19 protein-coding genes, 1 tRNA gene and 1 other RNA gene are annotated in these 19,299 nt (G+C 70.8%); 9 read left to right on the top strand and 12 right to left on the bottom strand.

Annotated features, from left to right (window positions below; genetic code table 11):
* Nucleotides 1–9 precede the first annotated feature (9 nt).
* Complete coding sequence (locus tag ACIBQ6_RS15475; RefSeq protein WP_358291310.1) at nt 10–753, top strand: tyrosine-protein phosphatase; 744 nt, start codon at nt 10–12, stop codon at nt 751–753.
* A gap of 158 nt (nt 754–911) precedes the next feature.
* Entirely contained in the window at nt 912–2,108 is a 1,197-nt protein-coding gene (locus ACIBQ6_RS15480; protein WP_352362172.1) for an amidohydrolase family protein, read from the top strand.
* Here the strand turns inward: ACIBQ6_RS15480 and ACIBQ6_RS15485 are convergent.
* From ACIBQ6_RS15485 to ACIBQ6_RS15500, 4 genes are all read right to left on the bottom strand, one after another.
* Nucleotides 2,105–2,455 carry a YkvA family protein gene (locus ACIBQ6_RS15485; RefSeq protein WP_397178722.1) on the bottom strand — a complete coding sequence of 117 codons (351 nt, stop codon included), beginning with the start codon at nt 2,453–2,455 and terminating at the stop codon, nt 2,105–2,107. The two genes, ACIBQ6_RS15480 and ACIBQ6_RS15485, sit on opposite strands and share 4 nt — an antisense overlap.
* A gap of 64 nt (nt 2,456–2,519) precedes the next feature.
* Nucleotides 2,520–3,938 carry an amidase gene (locus tag ACIBQ6_RS15490; RefSeq protein ID WP_397212510.1) on the bottom strand — a complete coding sequence of 473 codons (1,419 nt, stop codon included), beginning with the start codon at nt 3,936–3,938 and terminating at the stop codon, nt 2,520–2,522.
* Nucleotides 3,938–4,903: an LLM class F420-dependent oxidoreductase gene (locus tag ACIBQ6_RS15495; RefSeq protein ID WP_397212512.1), complete on the bottom strand. Its 966-nt coding sequence runs from the start codon at nt 4,901–4,903 to the stop codon at nt 3,938–3,940. The genes ACIBQ6_RS15490 and ACIBQ6_RS15495 overlap by 1 nt, the downstream gene beginning before the upstream one ends.
* A 66-nt stretch (nt 4,904–4,969) precedes the next feature.
* Nucleotides 4,970–5,638, bottom strand: coding sequence for a TetR/AcrR family transcriptional regulator (locus ACIBQ6_RS15500; RefSeq protein WP_397035889.1), 669 nt, complete (start codon nt 5,636–5,638; stop codon nt 4,970–4,972).
* Between the two features lie 319 nt (nt 5,639–5,957).
* Here ACIBQ6_RS15500 and ACIBQ6_RS15505 point away from each other — a divergent pair, with 319 nt between their 5' ends.
* Nucleotides 5,958–6,707 carry a hypothetical protein gene (locus ACIBQ6_RS15505; RefSeq protein ID WP_358291302.1) on the top strand — a complete coding sequence of 250 codons (750 nt, stop codon included), beginning with the start codon at nt 5,958–5,960 and terminating at the stop codon, nt 6,705–6,707.
* Between the two features lie 142 nt (nt 6,708–6,849).
* Here the strand turns inward: ACIBQ6_RS15505 and ACIBQ6_RS15510 are convergent, their stop codons facing one another.
* From ACIBQ6_RS15510 to ACIBQ6_RS15530, 5 genes are all read right to left on the bottom strand, one after another.
* Nucleotides 6,850–7,908: an aspartate-semialdehyde dehydrogenase gene (locus ACIBQ6_RS15510; protein WP_387671721.1), complete on the bottom strand. Its 1,059-nt coding sequence runs from the start codon at nt 7,906–7,908 to the stop codon at nt 6,850–6,852.
* Nucleotides 7,905–9,179, bottom strand: a complete 1,275-nt coding sequence (locus ACIBQ6_RS15515; protein ID WP_352318411.1) for an aspartate kinase — start codon at nt 9,177–9,179, stop codon at nt 7,905–7,907. Before ACIBQ6_RS15515 ends, ACIBQ6_RS15510 begins: the two co-directional genes overlap by 4 nt.
* Nucleotides 9,180–9,266: 87 nt before the next feature.
* Nucleotides 9,267–9,797 carry a DUF5063 domain-containing protein gene (locus ACIBQ6_RS15520; protein WP_352362187.1) on the bottom strand — a complete coding sequence of 177 codons (531 nt, stop codon included), beginning with the start codon at nt 9,795–9,797 and terminating at the stop codon, nt 9,267–9,269.
* Nucleotides 9,790–10,389, bottom strand: coding sequence for a recombination mediator RecR (gene recR, locus ACIBQ6_RS15525; RefSeq protein WP_125640516.1), 600 nt, complete (start codon nt 10,387–10,389; stop codon nt 9,790–9,792). The genes ACIBQ6_RS15520 and recR overlap by 8 nt, the downstream gene beginning before the upstream one ends.
* A 2-nt stretch (nt 10,390–10,391) precedes the next feature.
* Nucleotides 10,392–10,742: a YbaB/EbfC family nucleoid-associated protein gene (locus tag ACIBQ6_RS15530; protein WP_125640519.1), complete on the bottom strand. Its 351-nt coding sequence runs from the start codon at nt 10,740–10,742 to the stop codon at nt 10,392–10,394.
* A gap of 494 nt (nt 10,743–11,236) precedes the next feature.
* Here ACIBQ6_RS15530 and ACIBQ6_RS15535 point away from each other — a divergent pair, with 494 nt between their 5' ends.
* Nucleotides 11,237–12,493 carry a GAF domain-containing protein gene (locus ACIBQ6_RS15535; protein ID WP_358291299.1) on the top strand — a complete coding sequence of 419 codons (1,257 nt, stop codon included), beginning with the start codon at nt 11,237–11,239 and terminating at the stop codon, nt 12,491–12,493.
* A gap of 43 nt (nt 12,494–12,536) precedes the next feature.
* Here ACIBQ6_RS15535 and ACIBQ6_RS15540 read toward each other — a convergent pair whose 3' ends face one another.
* Together ACIBQ6_RS15540 and ffs are read right to left on the bottom strand one after the other, a co-directional pair.
* Complete coding sequence (locus ACIBQ6_RS15540; protein WP_397212515.1) at nt 12,537–14,891, bottom strand: DNA polymerase III subunit gamma and tau; 2,355 nt, start codon at nt 14,889–14,891, stop codon at nt 12,537–12,539.
* A 31-nt stretch (nt 14,892–14,922) separates the two neighbouring features.
* Nucleotides 14,923–15,018: signal recognition particle sRNA small type (ffs, locus tag ACIBQ6_RS15545), an RNA gene on the bottom strand.
* Nucleotides 15,019–15,125: 107 nt separating this feature from the next.
* Between ffs and ACIBQ6_RS15550 the strand changes: the two genes are divergently transcribed.
* The 3 genes from ACIBQ6_RS15550 (at nt 15,126) to ACIBQ6_RS15560 (ending at nt 16,686) form a co-directional block, all read left to right on the top strand.
* Nucleotides 15,126–15,213, top strand: a tRNA-Ser gene (locus tag ACIBQ6_RS15550).
* Nucleotides 15,214–15,308: 95 nt separating this feature from the next.
* Entirely contained in the window at nt 15,309–16,091 is a 783-nt protein-coding gene (locus ACIBQ6_RS15555) for a class I SAM-dependent methyltransferase (RefSeq protein ID WP_397212517.1), read from the top strand.
* Between the two features lie 118 nt (nt 16,092–16,209).
* Nucleotides 16,210–16,686, top strand: coding sequence for a hypothetical protein (locus ACIBQ6_RS15560; protein ID WP_397212519.1), 477 nt, complete (start codon nt 16,210–16,212; stop codon nt 16,684–16,686).
* Nucleotides 16,687–16,693: 7 nt separating this feature from the next.
* Here the strand turns inward: ACIBQ6_RS15560 and ACIBQ6_RS15565 are convergent, their stop codons facing one another.
* Nucleotides 16,694–17,335: a LysE family translocator gene (locus tag ACIBQ6_RS15565; RefSeq protein WP_397212521.1), complete on the bottom strand. Its 642-nt coding sequence runs from the start codon at nt 17,333–17,335 to the stop codon at nt 16,694–16,696.
* A gap of 88 nt (nt 17,336–17,423) precedes the next feature.
* Here ACIBQ6_RS15565 and ACIBQ6_RS15570 point away from each other — a divergent pair, with 88 nt between their 5' ends.
* Both ACIBQ6_RS15570 and ACIBQ6_RS15575 read left to right on the top strand, forming a co-directional pair.
* On the top strand, nt 17,424–18,383 hold the full coding sequence (locus tag ACIBQ6_RS15570; RefSeq protein ID WP_358291279.1) for a neutral zinc metallopeptidase: 960 nt from the start codon (nt 17,424–17,426) through the stop codon (nt 18,381–18,383).
* Nucleotides 18,384–18,436: 53 nt separating this feature from the next.
* Complete coding sequence (locus ACIBQ6_RS15575) at nt 18,437–19,294, top strand: neutral zinc metallopeptidase (RefSeq protein ID WP_397212523.1); 858 nt, start codon at nt 18,437–18,439, stop codon at nt 19,292–19,294.
* Nucleotides 19,295–19,299 lie beyond the last annotated feature (5 nt).

Below are 19,299 nucleotides of genomic sequence, written 5' to 3' on the forward strand. Positions count from 1 at the left end.
GTGTGAAGGGTGATCCGCCACATTGAGTTCACCAATCTCCGCAACTTTCGTGACGTAGGTGGATATGCCACCGAAGACGGGCGCACCGTCCGGTGGCAGCGGCTCTACCGGGCCGACTCCCTGGGCTGGCTGGCCGGCGACGACCTGCGGGCCTTCCACGCGCTGCGCGTGCGCACCGTGATCGACCTGAGGCATCCCGCCGAGGTCGAGCGGGCCGGCCGGGTGCCGGAGACCGAGGGGTTGCACTACCGCAACCTGCCGATCGAGGGCCGTCCCTGGGACATCGCCCGGTTCAGCGAGGAGATCGGCGTCGAGCGCTACCTCGCCGACCGGTACCTGGAGGTGACCGAGGACGGCGTGGAGAACCTGCGCGCCGCCGTGGAGACGGTCGCCGTCGCGGACAACGCGCCGGTCGTCATCCACTGCGCGGTGGGCAAGGACCGCACCGGCCTGCTCACCGCGCTGATCCTCTCGCTCGTCGGCGTCGCCGAGGACGACATCGTCGCCGACTACGCCCTGACCGGCCTGGCGACCGAGCGCTTCATCGCCGACCAGCGCACCAGGCACCCGGACGCCCTGCTGTGGCCGGGGTTCGGCCGGGCCCCCGCCCAGGCCATGCGCCTGTTCCTGGACGACCTGATCGACCGGCACGGCTCCGTCGAGGGCTACGTCACCGGCGTGCTCCAGGTCGACCGGGCCACCATCGCCGAACTTCGCGAAAATCTCCTGACTGATTCGATCTCCCGCGGGTAGAAGGCGCCGGGGTCCGCAAGGGGCAGCATCCTCAAGGACCCCACAAGCCCGGGATCGCCCCCATCCCCCTCCAGGCGGTCCCGGGTACGAATGCATGGATACCCAACGGATACGTCGCAGCTTGTTCGACGTTATGCCGCCGTCGTACGGTTACCTGCGTGACTACGCCGCTGCTCCCCGACCCTGACCCCCGGCGGCGCGACTATGTGATCATCTCTGCCGACGATCACCTGATCGAGCCTCCTGACCTCTTCGAGGACAGGCTCCCGGAGAAATACGCCGACGTCGCGCCCAAGGTCGTGGAGACGGACGCCGGTCACCAGGTCTGGCGCTACGGCGGGGCCACGTACCCGTGCGCGGGCATCGACGTGGGCGCCGGGCTGCCGCGCGAGCAGTGGACCCTGGATCCGGTCAGGTTCGAGCAGATGCGTCCCGGCTGCCACGACATCGAGGCCCGCGTCCAGGACATGGACGTCGCCGGCATCTGGGCCGCGCTGTGCTTCCCCGGCATGCTGGCCGGCCAGGCGGGCATGCCGTTCGCCCGCACCCGCGACCAGGAGCTCGGCCTCGCCCTGGTCAAGGCGTGGAACGACTGGCACATCGACGTCTGGGCCGGCACCTACCCCGAGCGGATCATCGGCCTGCAACTGCCCTGGCTGCCCGATCCCGACATCGCCGCCAAGGAGATCAGGGCCAACGCCGCCCGCGGTTTCAAGGCCGTGGTCTTCCCCGAGTTCCCGACCAGGCTCAGGCTGCCGTCGATCCACACCGGCCACTGGGACCCGTTCTTCGCCGCCTGCGAGGAGACCGGCACGGTCGTGGCCCTGCACACCGGCGACTCCTCCTGGTCGCCCGTGCCCTCGCCCGACACGCCCATCGAGGCGATCACCACGCTGATGCCCACCAGCGCCATGTTCGCCTGCGCCGACTGGCTCTGGTCGGGCCTGCCGCTGCGTTTCCCCGGGCTGCGCATCCTCATCGTCGAGGGCGGCGTCGGCTGGCTGCCGATGCTGGCCGAGCGCGCCGACTACGCGCTCGACCACCCGGTCGCGGGCGAGGCCGCCTGGGACGGCGGCCTCAAGCCCAGCGAGGTGCTGCGCCGCAACTTCTTCTTCGGCACGCTCGACGACCACGCGCTGTCCGGCGTGCGGCTCGCGGTCGGCCTCGACCACGTGCTCCAGGAGAGCGGTTACCCGCACTCCGACTCGACCTGGCCGGACACCCAGAAGGCCGTGGCCGCGAACCTCGGCGCGCTGCCGCCCGCCGACATCGCCAGGGTCGCCTACGGCAACGCCGCCCGCCTGTTCGGGCACCCGCTGCCCTCGCGCGCCTGGTTGCGGATGGAGGAGATCTAACCCTCCTCCGCCAGCCTGCCCTGGATGATCCTGCGCTCGTGCTCGACGTAGCGACCGCTCTCGCCGAGCAGCGAGGCGATCAGCCACAGGAACACGCCGAAGTCGTCGGCCACCCCGATGAGCACCAGGAAGTCGGGGATGACGTCGACCGGCGACAGGATGTAGACCACGCCGAGCGCCATCAGGGCGAGCTTGCCCTTGCCCATGCCGTCGTAGCGGCCGCGGGTGACCGCGCCGATCATGCGCGGGATCGCCCGCACCCTGGTCAACATCCCCGGCGTGCCAGGCTTGGTCACCTCGCGGTACGTCCGCCACGCCGCCGCTGCCCGTGCTGCCTTCGCCATCATGAGGATCCTCCTACCCCCGGCTTCTCACGACATAACGCGTCAGCCGGGTGAGGGGTTCCTGACGTCAGCGCATGGCGGCGTGCTCGAACGGCCTGACCTGCTCGATCTGCGCGGCCACCCGGATCAGCAGATCCTCCCGTCCGGCCGCCGCCACGAGCTGCACGCCGACCGGCATGCCCGCCGCGTCCCTGTGCAGCGGCAGCGAGACGGCGGGCTGGCCGGTCGCGTTGATCGGCGAGGTGTAGGCCACCACCTGCGCGGTCCTGCCGAAGGCGGTGCTGAGATCGGCAGGCGGGATCCAGCCGAGCCGGAACGGCGCCGCCCCCGACGACGGCATCAGCAGCAGGTCGTTGCCCCCGGCCCACCAGGACGCCATGCGGCGGCGGAAGCCGTCCACCCACTGGGTGGCCAGTATGTGGTCGGCCGCGCTGTTGGCGCGGGCGGCGGTGACCATGGCCGCGTTGCGCGGTTCGAGCTCGTGCAGCTCCACCGGCCTGCCGCGGGCCGCGCCCAGGCTCACGACGTGCGCGGCGAGGTTGTTGGCGACGATGGCGCCGAAGTGCCGGGCGAACTCCGGCTCGGCGAGCGCCGGCGGGCCGCCGGGGGTCACGTCGTGACCGAGGCTCTCCAGCAGCGCCGCCGCCCGGGTGACGGCCTCGGCCAGGTCGGGGTCGGCGGGCACGTCCGGCCTCGGGTGGGCGGTCAGGAAGCCGATGCGCAGCCGTCCCGGGTCGGCGTGCAGTTCGGCGGTCAGGGGGCCGGGCAGCGCGGGGGCGTCGTAGGGGTCGCCCGGCTCGTAGCCGGAGACCGCGTCGAGCGCGGCCGCCGTGTCGCGCACGGTCCTGCTCACGAAGCCGGGGCAGGAGAACCCGCTCCAGCCCTCGCCCATGGACGGGCCCATGCTCAACCGCCCGCGCGTCGGCTTGAGCCCCACCAGGCCGCACAGCGAGGCCGGGACGCGGATCGAGCCGCCGCCGTCGCTCGCCGTGGCCAGCGCGACCATGCCCGCGGCCACCGCCGCCGCCGACCCGCCGCTCGACCCGCCCGCCGAGTACGCCGGGTCGTAGGGGTTGCGGGTGGGGCCGTACGCCACCGGCTCGGTCGTGACCGTGCTGCCGAACTCGGGGGTGTTCGTCCGGCCCAGCAGCACGAAACCGGCCCGGCGCAGGCGGACCACGCCATGGCCGTCCTCGGCGGCGTCCAGGTCGTCGCGCACCCGCGAGCCCGCGGCGTACGGCTCGCCGGCCTGCCGCCAGCCCAGGTCCTTCAGCAGGATCGGCACGCCGCGGAAGGGCGCGTCCGCCGGGAGGCCGTCGATGTCGGCCAGCGCCCGCTCGAACCGCCGGTGGACGACGGCGTTGAGCTCGCCGTCGTGCGCCTCGACGGCGGCGATGGCGGCCTCGGCCAGCTCGCGGGCCGACACCTGCCCGTCCCTGACCGCCTGGGCCTGGCCGACGGCGTCGAGCCGCAGCACGTCGTCCATCAGCCCTCCCGGACCGGGGCCAGGTCGCGCACGGCCTGCTCGATCGGCACCTCGCCGCCGGGGATGGGCGCGAGCACCGGCGTGTCGAGCCCGTTGTCGACGTACTGGCGGATCCTGGCCCGGCAGGTGGCGGCGTCGCCGTGCACGACGAGGGCGTCGACCACCTCGTCGGGGATGGCCTTGAGCGCGGCCTGGCGGTCGCCCGCCGCCCACGCCTCGTGCATGGGACGCAGCACCTCGCCCCGGCCCAGCCAGTCGTGGAAGGCGGCGTAGGCGGGCACGGTCAGGTAGCTCGCCAGCATCCACCTGGCCATCTCGCGCACCTTGTCGGCGTCCTCGCTCACGCAGACGAACAGGCGGGCGATCAGCTCGGTGTCCGGGCCGATCTCAGCGCGCACCTTGGGCACGTCCTCGGGGGCGAGCCAGTTGGTGATCGCGCCGTCGGCCTCCTCGGCGGCCAGGCGCAACATCCGGGGCCGCAGGGCGGCCAGCACGATCTTGGGAGCGGTCTTCGGCGCCCGTTCCAGCTTGAAGCCCTTGATCTCGAACGTCTCGTACCGCTCGGAGACCTTCTCCCCCGCCAGCGCCCTCCGCAGGAAGCGCAGCGTGTCGCGGGTGCGGGCGTACGGCTTGGCGAACTCCACGGCGTTCCACCGCTCGACGATCGCCGGCGAGGAGGAGCCGATGCCGAGCACGAACCGGCCCGGGGCCAGGTCGGCCAGGGTGGCCGCGGACATGGCCAGCAGCCCCGGCCCCCGCGTGGAGACCGGGACGATCGCGCTCCCGAGCCTCATCCCCGGAGCCCACTGCGTGGCCATCGCCAACGGGACGAACCCGTCGTTCCCGTTGACCTCGGCCGACCAGGCGTCGGTGTAGCCGAGGCCAGGCAGCTCCGCGATCAGCTCCTGCGACCTGGCCAGGGAACGGTCGTAGAAGGGGATGGTCATGCCCCAGTTCGGCGTCATTCATGGCCTCCGGTTCGGCGACGGTGAGCCGACCATACCAAGCGGTATGTCGCCAGAAGGAGCCCCCTAGGCGCGCAATTCGTGCACCGCGGCGATGAAGTCCTTCGTTATCCCCTGCAACCCGGGCAGATGCGACAGCCCGACCAGGCGGTCCACCAGCGGCACCGTGACCTCGATCAGCCGGTACGTCCGCACGCACCCCGGCGAGGTGTCGTGCACCCAGAACAGCACCATGCCCATCGACAACAACCACAGCAGCTCGGGCAGCTCCGCCCGCAGCTCGGCGTTCATCCGGTCCTTCGACCCCTCGACCACCTCGCGGTAGATCCCGATGGACGCCTCCCGCGCCGGCGACGACTGCGCGCTGAACGGGCTCAGCGGGTTCGTCGGCTCGGCCGCGTGCTTGAAGAACTTCACCGCGAACTCGTGGTACGGCTCCGACACGCGCACCCACTCGCACAGCACCCCGCTCAGCCGCGCGGCGAACGACCTCTCCGTGGCCAGGAACTCCCGGCAGGCCTGCTCGTGCTCGGCCTGCGCACGGTCGTAGTAGGCCTGGATCAGCGCCTCCTTGCTCTCGAAGTAGTAGTAGGCGTTGCCCACTGACACCCCTGCCTCGGCGGCGATGGCGCGCATGGTCGTCGCGTCGAAGCCACGCTCACGGAACAGTCGCAAGGCCGTCTCGACGATGACCTCTCGGGTGCTCTCCGATCCTCTGTTTCGGGCTTCGGACACGTTCGTCACTTTACGTCTTGAAAGCGCGGTGGGTCATGGAGTGGCACGGTGATCGCCGCCACAGGGCAAAGATGACTATGAGACATGAGTTATCTCCTGGGAATGGTGGGATTGTCGTTTCAGGCGGAAGGGCTCTTTTCCGCGAAAAGGCATCGACATGTGGATACGTGGAACAGCGCGCACCTTCGTGGTGGCGCTCCTCGGCATTCAGATCACCATAATCGCGCTGGCGTCGGCCGCTTCCGCCGCCTCCCACCCATCAGGTGGAGAGCGGGTTCAGGCGCCAACACCGTTCAACCGTCCTGACGAGACCGGGGGGATGCTCGACCTGTCCCTGTGGTTCCCGGAGGGGATCGACGGACCGTGGACGAACATCCGGCAGGCCGCCGTCGAGGCGGCCCTGGCGGAGACATACCAGGTCGAGCAGCACCAGGCGGACCCCGCGTCCGCCAAGTCACAGCTGTCGAAGGAGGACTCCGAGGAGACGGAGGACGCCTGGGCCGAGGCCGAGGACGCGTTCGCCGCGCAGTCGGACCTGCAGGACCACGCCGAGCGCTCAGAAGCCGTCACGAGGCCCGCGAGCGTCGAGGAGGCGGTGGCGCCTCAGAGTCGGCCGCAGAGGTCGCAGAAGCGATCTCAGCTTGATCTGGCGCGTGTGCTGCCCAGGCAGGCCGCCATGCACATGACCCACGCCCTGGCCGCCCGCTGGCTCAAGAGCTCGGGCCTGCGCACGAAGTCGTCGGGCCACTGTACGAGCCGCCACATGCACCACTGCACCTCGCTCGACTCCGTAAGGGCCGGCACGATCGCCCGGATCATCGACCTCAAGCATGACAGCGGCTGCCCGGTCATGGTGACCGGCGGCACCGAGGCGGGTCACGCGCCCGGCCAGTACAGCCACGGAAACGGCTACAAGCTCGACATCACGCACAACGCGTGCATCGACCGCTACATCACCAGGCACCACCGCAAGACGGGGGTCCGCGGCGACGGCGCCGCGCTCTACCGCTCCGCCACCGGAACCGTCTTCGCCAACGAGAGCAGCCACTGGGACATCCTCTTCCGGTGACAGGCCCCGCCCGCGGGAGAACACGACTCCCTCGGAAGCACGAATCGCCGGGAAACGCGACTCTTCCGGGACGACAGAACTCTCCGGGAAAACGCGAAGGACGCCGCACACCCGCACGGCGTCCCCACGGAGTCGGGCCGGGCTACAGCTCGGAGGCCACCAGCTCGGCGATCTCAGCCGCGTTGAGCGCGGCGCCCTTGCGCAGGTTGTCGCCGCAGACGAACAGGTCGAGCGTGTTCGGGAAGTCGATCGCCTGGCGGACGCGGCCCACGTAGGTCGGGTCGTTGCCGACCACCTCGAGCGGCGTCGGGAAGACGCCGTTGGCCGGGTCGTCCATCAGCACCACCGTCGGCGCCGCCGAGAGCACGCGGTGGGCGTCCTCGACCGTGATCTCACGCTCGAAGCGGGCGTGCACGGCCAGCGAGTGGGTGGTGATCACCGGCACGCGGACGCAGGTCGCCGAGACCTTCAGGTCGGGGATGCCGAGGATCTTGCGCGACTCGTTGCGCAGCTTGAGCTCCTCGGACGCCCAGCCGCCGTCCTTGTACGAGCCCGCCCACGGCACCACGTTGAACGCGATCGGCGCCGGGAACGGCGACTCGTCGGGCAGCTTGCCGGCCAGCGCCTTACGCACGTCGCCGGCCGTCTGCCCGAGCGAACGGTCGCCGGCCAGGGCCTCGACCTCGTCGTAGAGCCGGGCCGAGCCGGCCACGCCCGCGCCCGACACCGCCTGGTAGGAGGCGACGACGAGCTCCTTGAGCACGTACTCGGCGTGCAGCGCGCCCATGGCCGCCATCATCGACAGCGTGGTGCAGTTGGGGGTCGAGATGATGTTCCTGGGCCGCTGCCGCGCGTCGAGCGGGTTGACCTCGGGCACCACCAGCGGCACGTCGGGCTCCATGCGGAACGTGCCGGACTTGTCGATCGCGATCGCGCCGCGCTCGGCCGCGATCGGCACCCACACGGCCGACACCTCGTCGGGCACGTCGAAGATGGCGATGTCGATGCCGTCGAAGACCTCGGGCGCGAGCGCCTGGACCACGACGTCCTCGCCGCGCACGCTCAGCACCTTGCCCGCCGAGCGCGGGGAGGCGACGAGACGGATCTCGCCCCAGATGTCCTGCCGGCTGGACACGATGTCCCGCATGACGGTGCCCACGGCGCCGGTGGCGCCGATCAGGGCGAGATTGGGCCTGCTCATCGTCCGCTACCTCCGTAAACCACAGCTTCGACCTGGTCGGCGTCGAGATCGAAGGCACGGTGGGCGGCCGCCACGGCCGCGTCGACACCGTCCTGCTCGACGATCACCGAGATGCGGATCTCCGAGGTGGAGATCATCTCGATGTTGACCCCCGCGTCGGCGAGGGCCGCGAAGAACGTCGCCGTGACGCCGGGGTGCGAGCGCATGCCCGCGCCGATCAGCGACACCTTCCCGATCTGGTCGTCGAAGAGCAGCGACTCGTAGCCGATGCGGCCCTGGATCTTCTTCAGCGCGGTCAGCGCCACCTGGCTGTCGGCCGTGGGCAGCGTGAAGGAGATGTCCGTGCGGCCCGTGGCCGCGGCCGAGACGTTCTGGACGATCATGTCGATGTTGATCTCGGCGTCGGCCAGCGTTTTGAAGATCGAGGCAGCCTCGCCGACCTTGTCGGGGACCCCGACAACAGTGATCTTGGCCTCGCTCCGGTCGTGCGCGACGCCGGAGATGATCGGCTGCTCCATCTCGGTTCCTTCGGTGTAAGGGTCGGAGACGACCCACGTGCCTTCCGTGGTGCTGAACGAGCTGCGTACGTGGATCGGCAGGTCGAACCGCCGAGCGTACTCGACGCAGCGCAGATGCAGGATCTTCGCGCCGCAGGCCGCCATCTCCATCATCTCGTCGTACGAGATCTTGGGGATCTTGCGGGCGACGGGCACGATGCGGGGGTCGGCCGTGAAGATGCCGTCGACGTCGGTGTAGATCTCGCAGACGTCGGCCTCCAGGGCCGCCGCGAGCGCGACCGCGGTGGTGTCGGAGCCGCCGCGGCCCAGCGTGGTGATGTCCTTGGTGTCCTGCGAGACGCCCTGGAACCCGGCCACGATCGCGATGTGCCCCTGGTCGAGCGCCTCACGGATGCGGCCCGGCGTCACGTCGATGATGCGCGCCTTGCCGTGGGTGGAGTCGGTGATCACGCCGGCCTGCGAGCCGGTGAACGAGCGCGCCTCGTGACCGAGGTTGGCGATCGCCATGGCCAGCAGAGCCATCGAGATGCGCTCTCCGGAGGTCAGCAACATGTCGAGCTCGCGGCCCGGAGGCAGCGGCGACACCTGCTCGGCCAGGTCGAGCAGCTCATCCGTCGTGTCGCCCATCGCGGAGACGATCACGACCACGTCGTTGCCGGTTTTTTTCGTCGCGACGATCCGCTGCGCGACCCGCTTGATGCAGGACGCGTCGGCGACGGACGAACCACCGTACTTTTGCACAACGAGCGCCACGAGAGTCTCCCGGTCTGGACTGTGAACTGCCAGTCTACTGGGGGCCTCTCATGGGCCTGATGGTTCATACCACTATGTGGATGATCATCACACGGTGGTGGCTTCCTCCGCCACGTCGAGCCGCGAGTGCGCGGCGAGGGCCTGCAGCGCGCGCATCGCCGCGCCCGCGTGGTTGCCCCAGGTGTTGAAGTAGGAGTACTGCCACCACCACAGCGCCTCGTGCGGACGGCCCGCGTGGAAGTGACGCAGCCCGTGGATGAGGTCGGCGGCCACCGCGGTCAGGTCGTCCGACAGCCGGTACGGCGTGACCGACGTGTCCTTGTACGGGTCGAACACCTCGGCGTAGTCGTCGACCGCCTCCAGCCGCTCGGCCAGCGCCGTGCGCACGCCGTCGATGTCGGGGTCCTCGCTCATCGGCGGCTCGTAGTTGCCCGACAGGATCACGTCGCGGTTGGCGCCGAGCTTGGCGCCGGCCAGGCTCACCTGCGCGACCTCCACCAGGAGCAGCGACCAGATCGCGTCGCCGCCCTCGCCGCCGGCGACCCTGGTCAGGCCGTCGACGTAGTTCTGCGCGTGCGCGGCGATCTCTTCGGCCAGCACATCCCACATATCAGACATCCAGGAGCCTCCGTCCTTCGAACGCACGGCCCAGGGTCACCTCGTCGGCGTACTCGAGGTCACCGCCCACCGGCAGGCCGCTGGCGAGTCGTGTCACTTTGATGCCCATCGGCTTGACCAGACGGGCGAGGTAGGTAGCGGTCGCCTCGCCTTCGAGGTTGGGGTCGGTGGCGAGGATGAGCTCGGTGACCCGCCCGTCGGCCAGGCGCGTCATGAGCTCGCGGATGCGCAGGTCGTCGGGGCCGATGCCGTCGATCGGGCTGATCGCGCCGCCGAGCACGTGGTACGTGCCGCGGTACTCGCGCGTCTTCTCGATCGCCACGACGTCCTTCGACTCCTCGACCACGCAGATGACGTGCGTGTCGCGCCGCGGGTCACGGCAGATGCGGCACTCCTCCTCGGAGGCCACGTTGCCGCACACCCGGCAGAAGCGCACCTTGTCCTTGACTTCGAGCAGCGCGTGCGCCAGCCGCTTGACGTCGGCCGGGTCGGCCGCCAGCAGGTGGAACGCGATGCGCTGCGCGCTCTTGGGACCGACCCCGGGCAGCATGCCGAGCTCGTCGATCAGGTTCTGGACGACCCCTTCGTACATGCCTAGAACCCTGGCAGCTGTCCGAGTCCGCCGCCGCCCAGACCTTGGGCGAGCGGGCCGAGCTTCTCCTGCTGCAGGTCGGCGGCGGCACGCACCGCGTCGCGGACGGCCGCGATCACCAGGTCGGCGATCGTGTCGGCGGTGTCCTGCGGGTCGGCCGCGTCGATCACGCTCGGGTCGATCTTGAGTTCGAGCAGCTCACCTGAGCCGTTGACGACGGCAGTGACCATGCCGCCGCCCGACGAGCCCTCGATCTGCGCGTCGTTGAGCTCCTGCTGGGCGCTCACAAGCTGCTGCTGCATGAGCTGAGCCTGCTCCAGCAGCTGCTGCAGGTTGACATCCCCTGGGTTCACCGTCGTGCGCTCCTCGTGGCTCCGGTTCTTGACTGCCACGAGCCTACGGTGTTTGGGCGGCGTCATGTACTGGGAGGGCTCCCCATGTTTCCCTCCAGGCATTCGTCACGGACCTTTGTCATGGCCGGATCTCGGCCCCCCTCCAGTGTCCGAGACCCGGCCATCACGTCGGACGGAGCGGCCGCACCACGCCGACGCGTGTTTCGGAACGGTAGTGCGCCCAACGTTGCACACACGTTGCGTTCATTCAATCACCCTACGCAATCCCCCTGAACGGCTTGCGCATATCGCCGCCAGGACGGATGCTCGTTGTTGACTACTTGGAGTGACCGATGAGTTACGGCCATCTCGATGCGTACTCCCGCCTTCTACGCGGAGCACACGAAGCGGCGGCTACCGGGCAGAGCTCGCCCGATTCGCCCCGCACCCTGATCACAGCCTCGTGGCGGCGATCGCTCGCGGCGGGGATCGACCCGGATGGCCGGAGTGCCCCTTTGGTCTGCGAGTCCTCCGACGTCGTCGAGATCCGCGAGGCTCATCCGCTGCGACCGCTGCTGCCCCTGCTCGCCCAGACGCTCTCCGGCCTGGCCGACGAGGCCGAGCACGTCATGATCGTCACAGACCGTGACGGGCGAGTGCTCTGGCGTGACGGCAAAGGCGGCATCCTGCGCGACGCGGACCAGGTGGGTCTGGCCGACGGCCATCACTGGGGCGAGTGCATGGCCGGCACCAACGGCATCGGCACCGCGCTCGCCACCGGCCGGCCGGTGCACGTCTACTCCGAGGAACACCTGATGCGGGTGCTGCACGTCTGGTCGTGCAGCGCGGCGCCGATCAGCGATCCGGAGTCGGGCGACGTCATCGGCTGCGTCGACGTCAGCGGCATCGCGCGGTCCCTGCATCCGGCGACCGTCGCCCTGGTCGGCGCGACGGCCAGGCTCGCCGAGTCGCAGCTCGCCGTACGGATGCACGAGCGCGACGAACGCCTGCGCCGCCGCTACGAGTCGCTGCGCAACCGGGGCGGCATCCTGCTGTCGCCCACGGGCCGGGTCATCTCGGGCGATCCCATGGGCCGCCTCGGCGCCCGCCTCCCCCTGTCCGGCCAGCGCATGATCCTGCGTGACGGCAGCGTCGCCTTCCTCGAACCCTTCTGCGACGGCTACCTGCTGCGCGACACGCCGTCCGCGACGCCGCCCACCCTGCGCCTGACCTGCCTGGGCGAGGGCACCCCGACGGCCGACCTGGGCGAGCGCCCGCGTCCGCTCTCACTGCGCCACGCCGAGATCCTCGCTCTGCTCGCCCTGCACCCGCAGGGCCTGTCGGCCGACCAGCTCTCGTTCCACCTCTACGGCGACGACGGCAACCCGGTGACCATCCGGGCCGAGATCCACCGGCTGCGCGGTCAGCTCGGGGAGGTGCTGGCGGCGAAGCCGTACCGGCTGGTCTGCCCGGTCGAGGCGGACTTCCTCGGCGTTCGCCGGCTGCTCGACTCGGGCGACACCGCCGCGCTGGCCCGCGCCTACCCCGGGCCGCTCCTGCCGCGCTCGGAGTCGCCGGACATCCGGCGCGAACGCGAGGAGCTCGAAGCCCAGGTACGCGCGTGCCTCCTGCGCCACGGCTCGCCCGACGACCTGTGGACCTACGCCCAGACGCCCAACGGCCGCGACGACTACCAGATCCTGGAACGCCTGTCGGCCCTTCCGCCGACGGACCCCCGCTCGGCCGCCGCCCGCGCCCGCCTCTTCCCCTGACCGCAGCTCGGCCTCGTCCCGGGCGGGTGGAGGGGGACTTCGGTCAGGTGTGGTCGATCTCGCCGATGACCTGGGCGCCGAGCTCGCGTTGCAGCAGGGCCATGCCGGAGACGGCGTCGACGTCGGCGTCCGCGTCGTTCAGCGGATCGACGTCGTCGGCGTCGGCGGCCTTGTCACGGCCCGGGATCGCGCTCGGCCACGCCGCCGTGCCACCCGCGCGTGACGCCGGGGTGCGCGGACCCGCCTGAGCGGCCGCCTTGGCGGCCGACCGCGCGGCGGCCAGCCCCGCTCCGACCGGCGCGGCGGCGGGCTGTCGGGCGGTCACGGTCTGGGTGGGGTCGGGGCTCGGCGGGGAACCGGGGCTGAGGTCGTCGGGCGCGTCGGGCCACGACTCGTCGGTGGTCGGCCGCGCGGACTCGGTGGTCGGGCGCGCTGACGCGGCGGCCGGAGGTTGGCCCGGGTCCTGGGAGCCCTGGTCGTCCTGGGAGCCGCCGTGCGAGCCGGACCGCCCCTGGGAGGTCGCCTGGACGCCCGTCCCGCCCTGCGGGCTGGTCGTCGCCTGGCTCGCGGCCGGGGCCGCCTGGGGAGCCGGGGCGCCGTGGCCGCCCGACGGCGGCTGCTGGCGTGCGGGGCCGCGGGTGGCCTGGGGCGCCGGAGAGCCGCCGACCACCGCCTCGACCCGCCAGGTGCCGCCGAGCACGTCGCCGAGCGCGGTCGCCACGACGGCGTCCTTGCCGCCGCCGGTGAAGTTCTTCATCGCGCCGACCTGGCTGAACCCGAGCGTGACCAGGTTGCCTTCGACGCCCACGACCTGGGCGTTCGTACTGACGTTGGCCCAGACCACGATGCTGCGCTGCTTGAGCGCGGCCAGCACGGCGGGCCACTGCTGCTGCATGCCGCCCGCCCCGCCCGCGACCGGGCCCGCCGCCGCGGGCGCCTGAGCGACAGGCGCCTGAGCGACGGGTGCGGGCGCGTCGGAGGCCGGTGCCGCCGCCGAACCGGGACGTACGGGCTCGGGCCAGTCGTCGGCCCCGCCGCCCACCGGCCCCTGACCACCGGCGGAGCCGTTGCTCCCCACGGGCGTCGCAGGCTCCGGAACCGCCGCGTCGCCGCCGACCGGCGCCGCCGTACCGACGGAGACAGCCGGGGGCGCGACGGGAACGTGCACGTCGTGGCCGCCGCCCGGGGCGGCCGGACGCGGGATCGTCACCGCGCCCGCCCTGGAGGCCATCTGGGCGACCGTGCCGCCGCGCTCCAGACGTTCGAGCCGGGCGAGCAGGGACGCCTCGCCCTGCGAGGCGCCCGGCAGCAGCACGCGCGCGCACATCAGTTCGAGCAGCAGCCGCGGCGAGGTGGCGCCGCGCATCTCGGTGAGCCCCGCGTTGAAGATCTCGGCCGCACGGGTGAGCTCGGCCGGCCCCATCGAGGACGCCTGCCCCACCAGCCGCTCCAGCTCGTCGGCGGGACGGTCGAGCAGCCCGCTGGACGCCGCCTCGGGCACGTTGGCCAGGATCACCAGGTCGCGGAAGCGCTCCAGCAGGTCGGAGGCGAAGCGGCGCGGGTCGTGGCCGCCCTCGATCACCCGGTTGACCGCCTGGAACACCTGGCCGCCGTCGCGCGCTGCGAACGCGTTGACGACCTCGTCGAGCAGGTCGCCGTCGGTGTAGCCGAGCAGGGAGACGGCCTTGGCGTAGGTGATGCCGTCGTCCTCGGCCCCGGCGAGGAGCTGGTCGAGGATGGAGAGCGAGTCACGGGCCGAGCCGGCGCCCGCGCGGACGACCAGCGGCAGGGCGGGCGGCTCGAAGGGCACGCTCTCGGAGGTGAGGATCTCCTCCATCAGCGCCTTGAGCGTCGCCGGCGGCATCAGCCTGAACGGGTAGTGGTGCGTACGCGACTTGATGGTGCCGATGACCTTTTCCGGCTCGGTGGTCGCGAAGATGAACTTCAGGTGCGGCGGAGGCTCCTCGACGAGCTTGAGCAGCGCGTTGAAACCCTCGCGGGTCACCATGTGCGCCTCGTCGATGATGTAGATCTTGTAGCGCGCCGACACGGGCGCGAAGAAGGCGCGTTCGCGCAGGTCACGCGCGTCGTCGACACCGCCGTGGGAGGCCGCGTCGATCTCGATGACGTCGAGGTGGCCGGGGCCGGTCGGGGCGAGCGCCACACACGACTCGCAGGTGCCGCAGGGGTCGGGCGTCGGGCCCTGCTCGCAGTTGAGAGAGCGGGCGAGAATGCGCGCGCTGGAGGTCTTGCCACATCCGCGGGGGCCGCTGAACAGGTACGCGTGGTTGATGCGGCCCGTACGCAACGCCTGTCGCAGTGGATCTGTGACGTGTTCCTGACCCTTGACCTCGGCGAAGGTCCCGGGTCGGTACTTGCGGTAAAGCGCAAGGCTCATGCGACCATCCCGCCTGCGAGGGGGCTCTCAACGAAGAGACCCCCCGCACACCCGCCAGAGCCCGCTTATCCTTGCTGCCTTCCGGCCCTGGGGAGGTTCACAGGATGACGCCGCGCGAGGGGTCCCTGGACAGTCTAACCGGCCTCAGCAGTGCTCGCTCCACGGTTCGGGTTGAGCATGTCCTGGAAAAAATCGCGGTCACCGCAGTGCCGGAAGTCCGGTAAGCTCGTCGGCGGAGGATTCGCCTAGTGGCCGAGGGCGCACGCTTGGAAAGCGTGTATAGGGCAACCTATCAGGGGTTCAAATCCCCTATCCTCCGCCAGTTCAGAAGGGTCATGCCAGGTCAACGGCATGGCCCTTCTGGCGTTGTGTCGTCCTTCTGATGCCTCGACCGGCCGGTCTTCTATGGTCCGGTTCATGGAGGATGTGTTCGGCAGTGCCGCGCCGTACTACGCCAGGTACCGTCCAGGCCACGGGCAGGCGACGACTGAGCACCTGGCGAAGACGTTCGGCGCGGGCAGCCGGGTGCTGGATCTCGGCTGCGGCCCCGGGACGATCGCGATCCCCCTGGCGCGGCGGGTCGGGGCCGTGCTCGCCGTCGATCCGGCGCGGGAGATGCTGGCGGAGGGCAGGCGGCTGGCCAAGAGCGTCGCGAACATCGTCTGGCTGCGTGGCGACTCGACCGGTCTGGGGGCGTTGCCGCCGTTCGATCACGTGGTGATGGGGCGGTCGTTCCACTGGATGGACCGCCGGTCCGTGCTGGTGGAGCTGGACGGGCTGCTGCCGCCCGGCGGCGCGGTGGCACTGGTCGGCCCCGCGAGGCGGCAGGGTGAGCCGTGGCAGCCGGACGCGCAACCGTGGCAGCCGATCGAGAGACGGGTGTGCGAGGAGTTCGGCCTCGACATCCACACCGCCGCCGGTTCGTTCCACGCCACCGGCGAGCACCACAGCGGCGTGCTCGCCGCCTCGCCCTTCGGCAGCCTGGAGTCCCGGGTGTTCAGTCGGCGGCTGACATGGGACGTGGACGGACTGGTCGGGCTCCAGCTCTCCTACTCCTACAGCTCTCCCGCCAGGCTCGGCGACCGTCTGCCCGCCTTCGTCGAAACACTGCGACGGGCGCTCCTCGCCGGCAATCCCACGGGCCGGTGGGAGCAGCGGCTGACCACCGAGGTGCTGGTCGCCAGGCGACCGGGGCGCTGAGCCGGCCGCGTCAGGCGGCTGGTCACGCCCCTCCCAGGTGATCGAGAACCTGAACCCCGGCGGCCGGAGACCCGGTAGGGGTGGCGAGAACTGAAATCGTCAGGATATCTTGACGGCTATGACTTTGAGCACTGCCGAGCTTCCCGGGCACGAGGGTTTCGTCGCGCCCGTCCTGCCCGACGGGGAGCTGGCCTCGTCGTCCAGCGCCTTCACCAGGACGTTCGTCGGGTATCAGGCCGCCTGTTCGTGCGGATGGACCGACCGGCGGCGGTATCCGGCGACGCCGGAGGGGGCCAAGGAGGCGGAGTACCGGTGGTGGAGCAGGCACACGCCGCCGCTGCTCGCCGCCGCCCCGCCCAGCTGGCTGGTGATCAAGTCGAACCTGCTGTGCGAGCAGGTCGTCAAGCTCGCGGCCGACCGGCCGCTGGCCGCGCTCACCCTGCTGTCCCAGGTGGAGAGCTGGCAGCGGACGGTGCTCGACCAGGCCGTCGCCGGGGCGCGGGACAACGGCGCCTCCTGGGCGGAGATCGGGGAGGCCATGGGGATCTCCAAGCAGGCCGCCCACGAGCGCTTCAGGGCCCAGGTGAGCCAGTAGAGCCCGGTCAGGCCGGCACGAGCGCCTTGGAGCGGTCGGCGACCATCCGTACGGCGAAGACGCCGAGCACGGTCCCCATCGCGTACCGCTGCACCCGCAGCCACACCGGATGCCGTGCGAGGAAGGCGGCGAGGCCGCCGGCCGAGATCGCGATCAGCGCGTTGACCAGCGTGCCGATCGCGATCTGCACCGAGCCGAGCGCGAGGCTCTGCAGCAGCACGTGCCCCATGGCGGGGTCGATGAACTGCGGCAGCAGCGACAGGTACAGGATCGCGATCTTGGGGTTGAGCAGGCAGGTGAACAGCCCCATGGCGAACAGTTTCCGCGGCCTCTCCACCGCCAGCTCGCGCGGCTGGAAGACCGAGGCGCCGCCCGGCCTGACCGCGTTCCAGGCCATCCAGAGCAGGTACGCGGCCCCGGCCAGCTTGAGCGCCGTGTAGGCCACCGGCACGTACGCGAACACGGCCGTCAGCCCGAGGCACGTCGCCGTCAGGTACGCCATGAACCCGAGCGCGACGCCGACGAGCGAGATCAGCCCGGCACGACGCCCCTGGCTGATCGAGCGGGAGACCAGATAGATCATGTTCGGTCCGGGCGTCAGAACCATGCCCAGGGACACCAGCGCGATCCCCACCAACCCACCCGTCATAGCGGCACATTAGCTGACAAATGGCAGAAAATCACGGTCCCACATATTGCCTTGCGTAATCGACCGACTACGGGGGATGACACAGGGCATGCAGTTCGACGACGACGCGCCACTCGACCCCTCACAGGTCGAGGACGTCCGGGCCTCCGGCTCCCAGCCCGGCCGGGGCGGCGGCGGCTGGGGCGGGATGCCGGGCGGCGGCTGCATGTTGCCCATCGGCGGCCGTGGCGGCGGCTGCCTGCTGCTGGTCCTGGCGGTGGCCGGGCTGTTCCTGTTCAAGCTCGCCCCCACGCCCTTCAGCGGCGACGAGGGCGGCGAGCAGGGCGGCGCACGCTACCCGAGCGCCCCCGGCCAGCTCTCCCCCAGCGGCAACCTGGCCGAGCGCTGCCGTACGGGCGCCGACGCCGACCAGTCGGAGGACTGCCGGATCGTCGGCACGGTGAACAGCATCCAGTCCTACTGGCGGCAGGAGTTCAAGGAACGCGACCAGCAGTACACGCCGGCCAAGACCGTGCTGTTCTCGCGGGCGGTGAACACCGGCTGCGGCCCCGCCGACTCAGCCGTGGGCCCGTTCTACTGCCCGCGCGACCGCAAGGTCTACCTGGACCTGGCCTTCTTCGACACGCTCCAGCGCGACTTCGGCGCCGAGGGCGGCCCGTTCGCCCAGGCGTACGTGGTCGCCCACGAGTACGGCCACCACGTCCAGAACCTGCTCGGCACCATGGACAAGGTCGGCAACAACAGCCGGCCGGGCGCCGGCAGCGCGTCCGTGCGCCTGGAGCTGCAGGCCGACTGCTACGCCGGCGTCTGGGCGCACAACGCGGTCAAGACGGGCTTCTACCGCGAGCCGTTCACGCAGGCCGACATCAACCAGGCCCTGGACGCCGCCGCGGCGGTCGGCGACGACAGCATCCAGCGCCGCTCGCAGGGCCGCGTCACGCCCGACGCGTTCACCCACGGCACCTCCCAGCAACGCGAGAAGTGGTTCAGCGTCGGATACGACAGCGGCCTCCCGGACAGATGTGACACCTTCTCGGATGGCATCTAGACGCCCTCCTGGGGAAGCTCTCTAGCGGGCAGCACCCAGAAGGGACGTCAGATATGGATTTCAAGGACGACGTCAACCTCGACTCGTCGCAGGTCGAGGACGTCGGCGGTCGCGGTGGCGGCGGGCTCTCGGGCGGCGGCTTCCCCGGCGGCATGGTCCTCGGGGGCGGCGGCATCGTCGGCCTGATCGCCTTAGTGCTGGTGTTCGTGCTCAACAACCTGGGCGGCGGAGGCGGCGACGCCGAGCCGGCGCAGAAGCAACCCCCGGCCAAGCTCGCCGAGGAGTGCAAGACGGGCAAGGACGCCGACCAGTCGGAGAAGTGCCGCGTCGTCGGGGTGGTCAACAGCATCCAGGACTACTGGAAGCAGGAGATCCCCGACTACCGGACGTCGAAGACGATCCTGTACTCCGGCAGCCTCCGCACCGGCTGCGGCGCGGCCAGCTCCGCCGTCGGGCCGTTCTACTGCCCGAGCGACCAGCGCGTCTACCTCGACCTGAGCTTCTTCGACCAGCTCCACAGCCAGTTCGGCGCCAAGGGCGGCCCCTTCGCCCAGGCGTACGTGATCGCCCACGAATACGGTCATCACGTCCAGGACCTGCGTGGGGCCCTCCAGTCGGACACCGGCAGCTCGGTCCCCGTCGAGCTCCAGGCCGACTGCTACGCGGGCGTGTGGGCGCACAACGCCGTCCGCACCGGCTTCTACGAAAAGGCCTTCACCCAGACGGAAATCGCCGAGGCACTGGACGCCGCGGCCGCCGTGGGCGACGACAGAATCCAGCAACGCACGAGCGGCAGAATCGATCCCGAATCGTTTACGCACGGCTCGTCCGAGCAACGCGTCAACGCCTTCCAGCGCGGCTACCAAAACGGCCGGCCGGGCGAGTGTGAACAGTCTGAGCTGGGCCGATAGCCCTG

It is taken from the genome of Nonomuraea sp. NPDC049655 (assembly GCF_044465465.1).
Lineage (GTDB): Bacteria > Actinomycetota > Actinomycetes > Streptosporangiales > Streptosporangiaceae > Nonomuraea.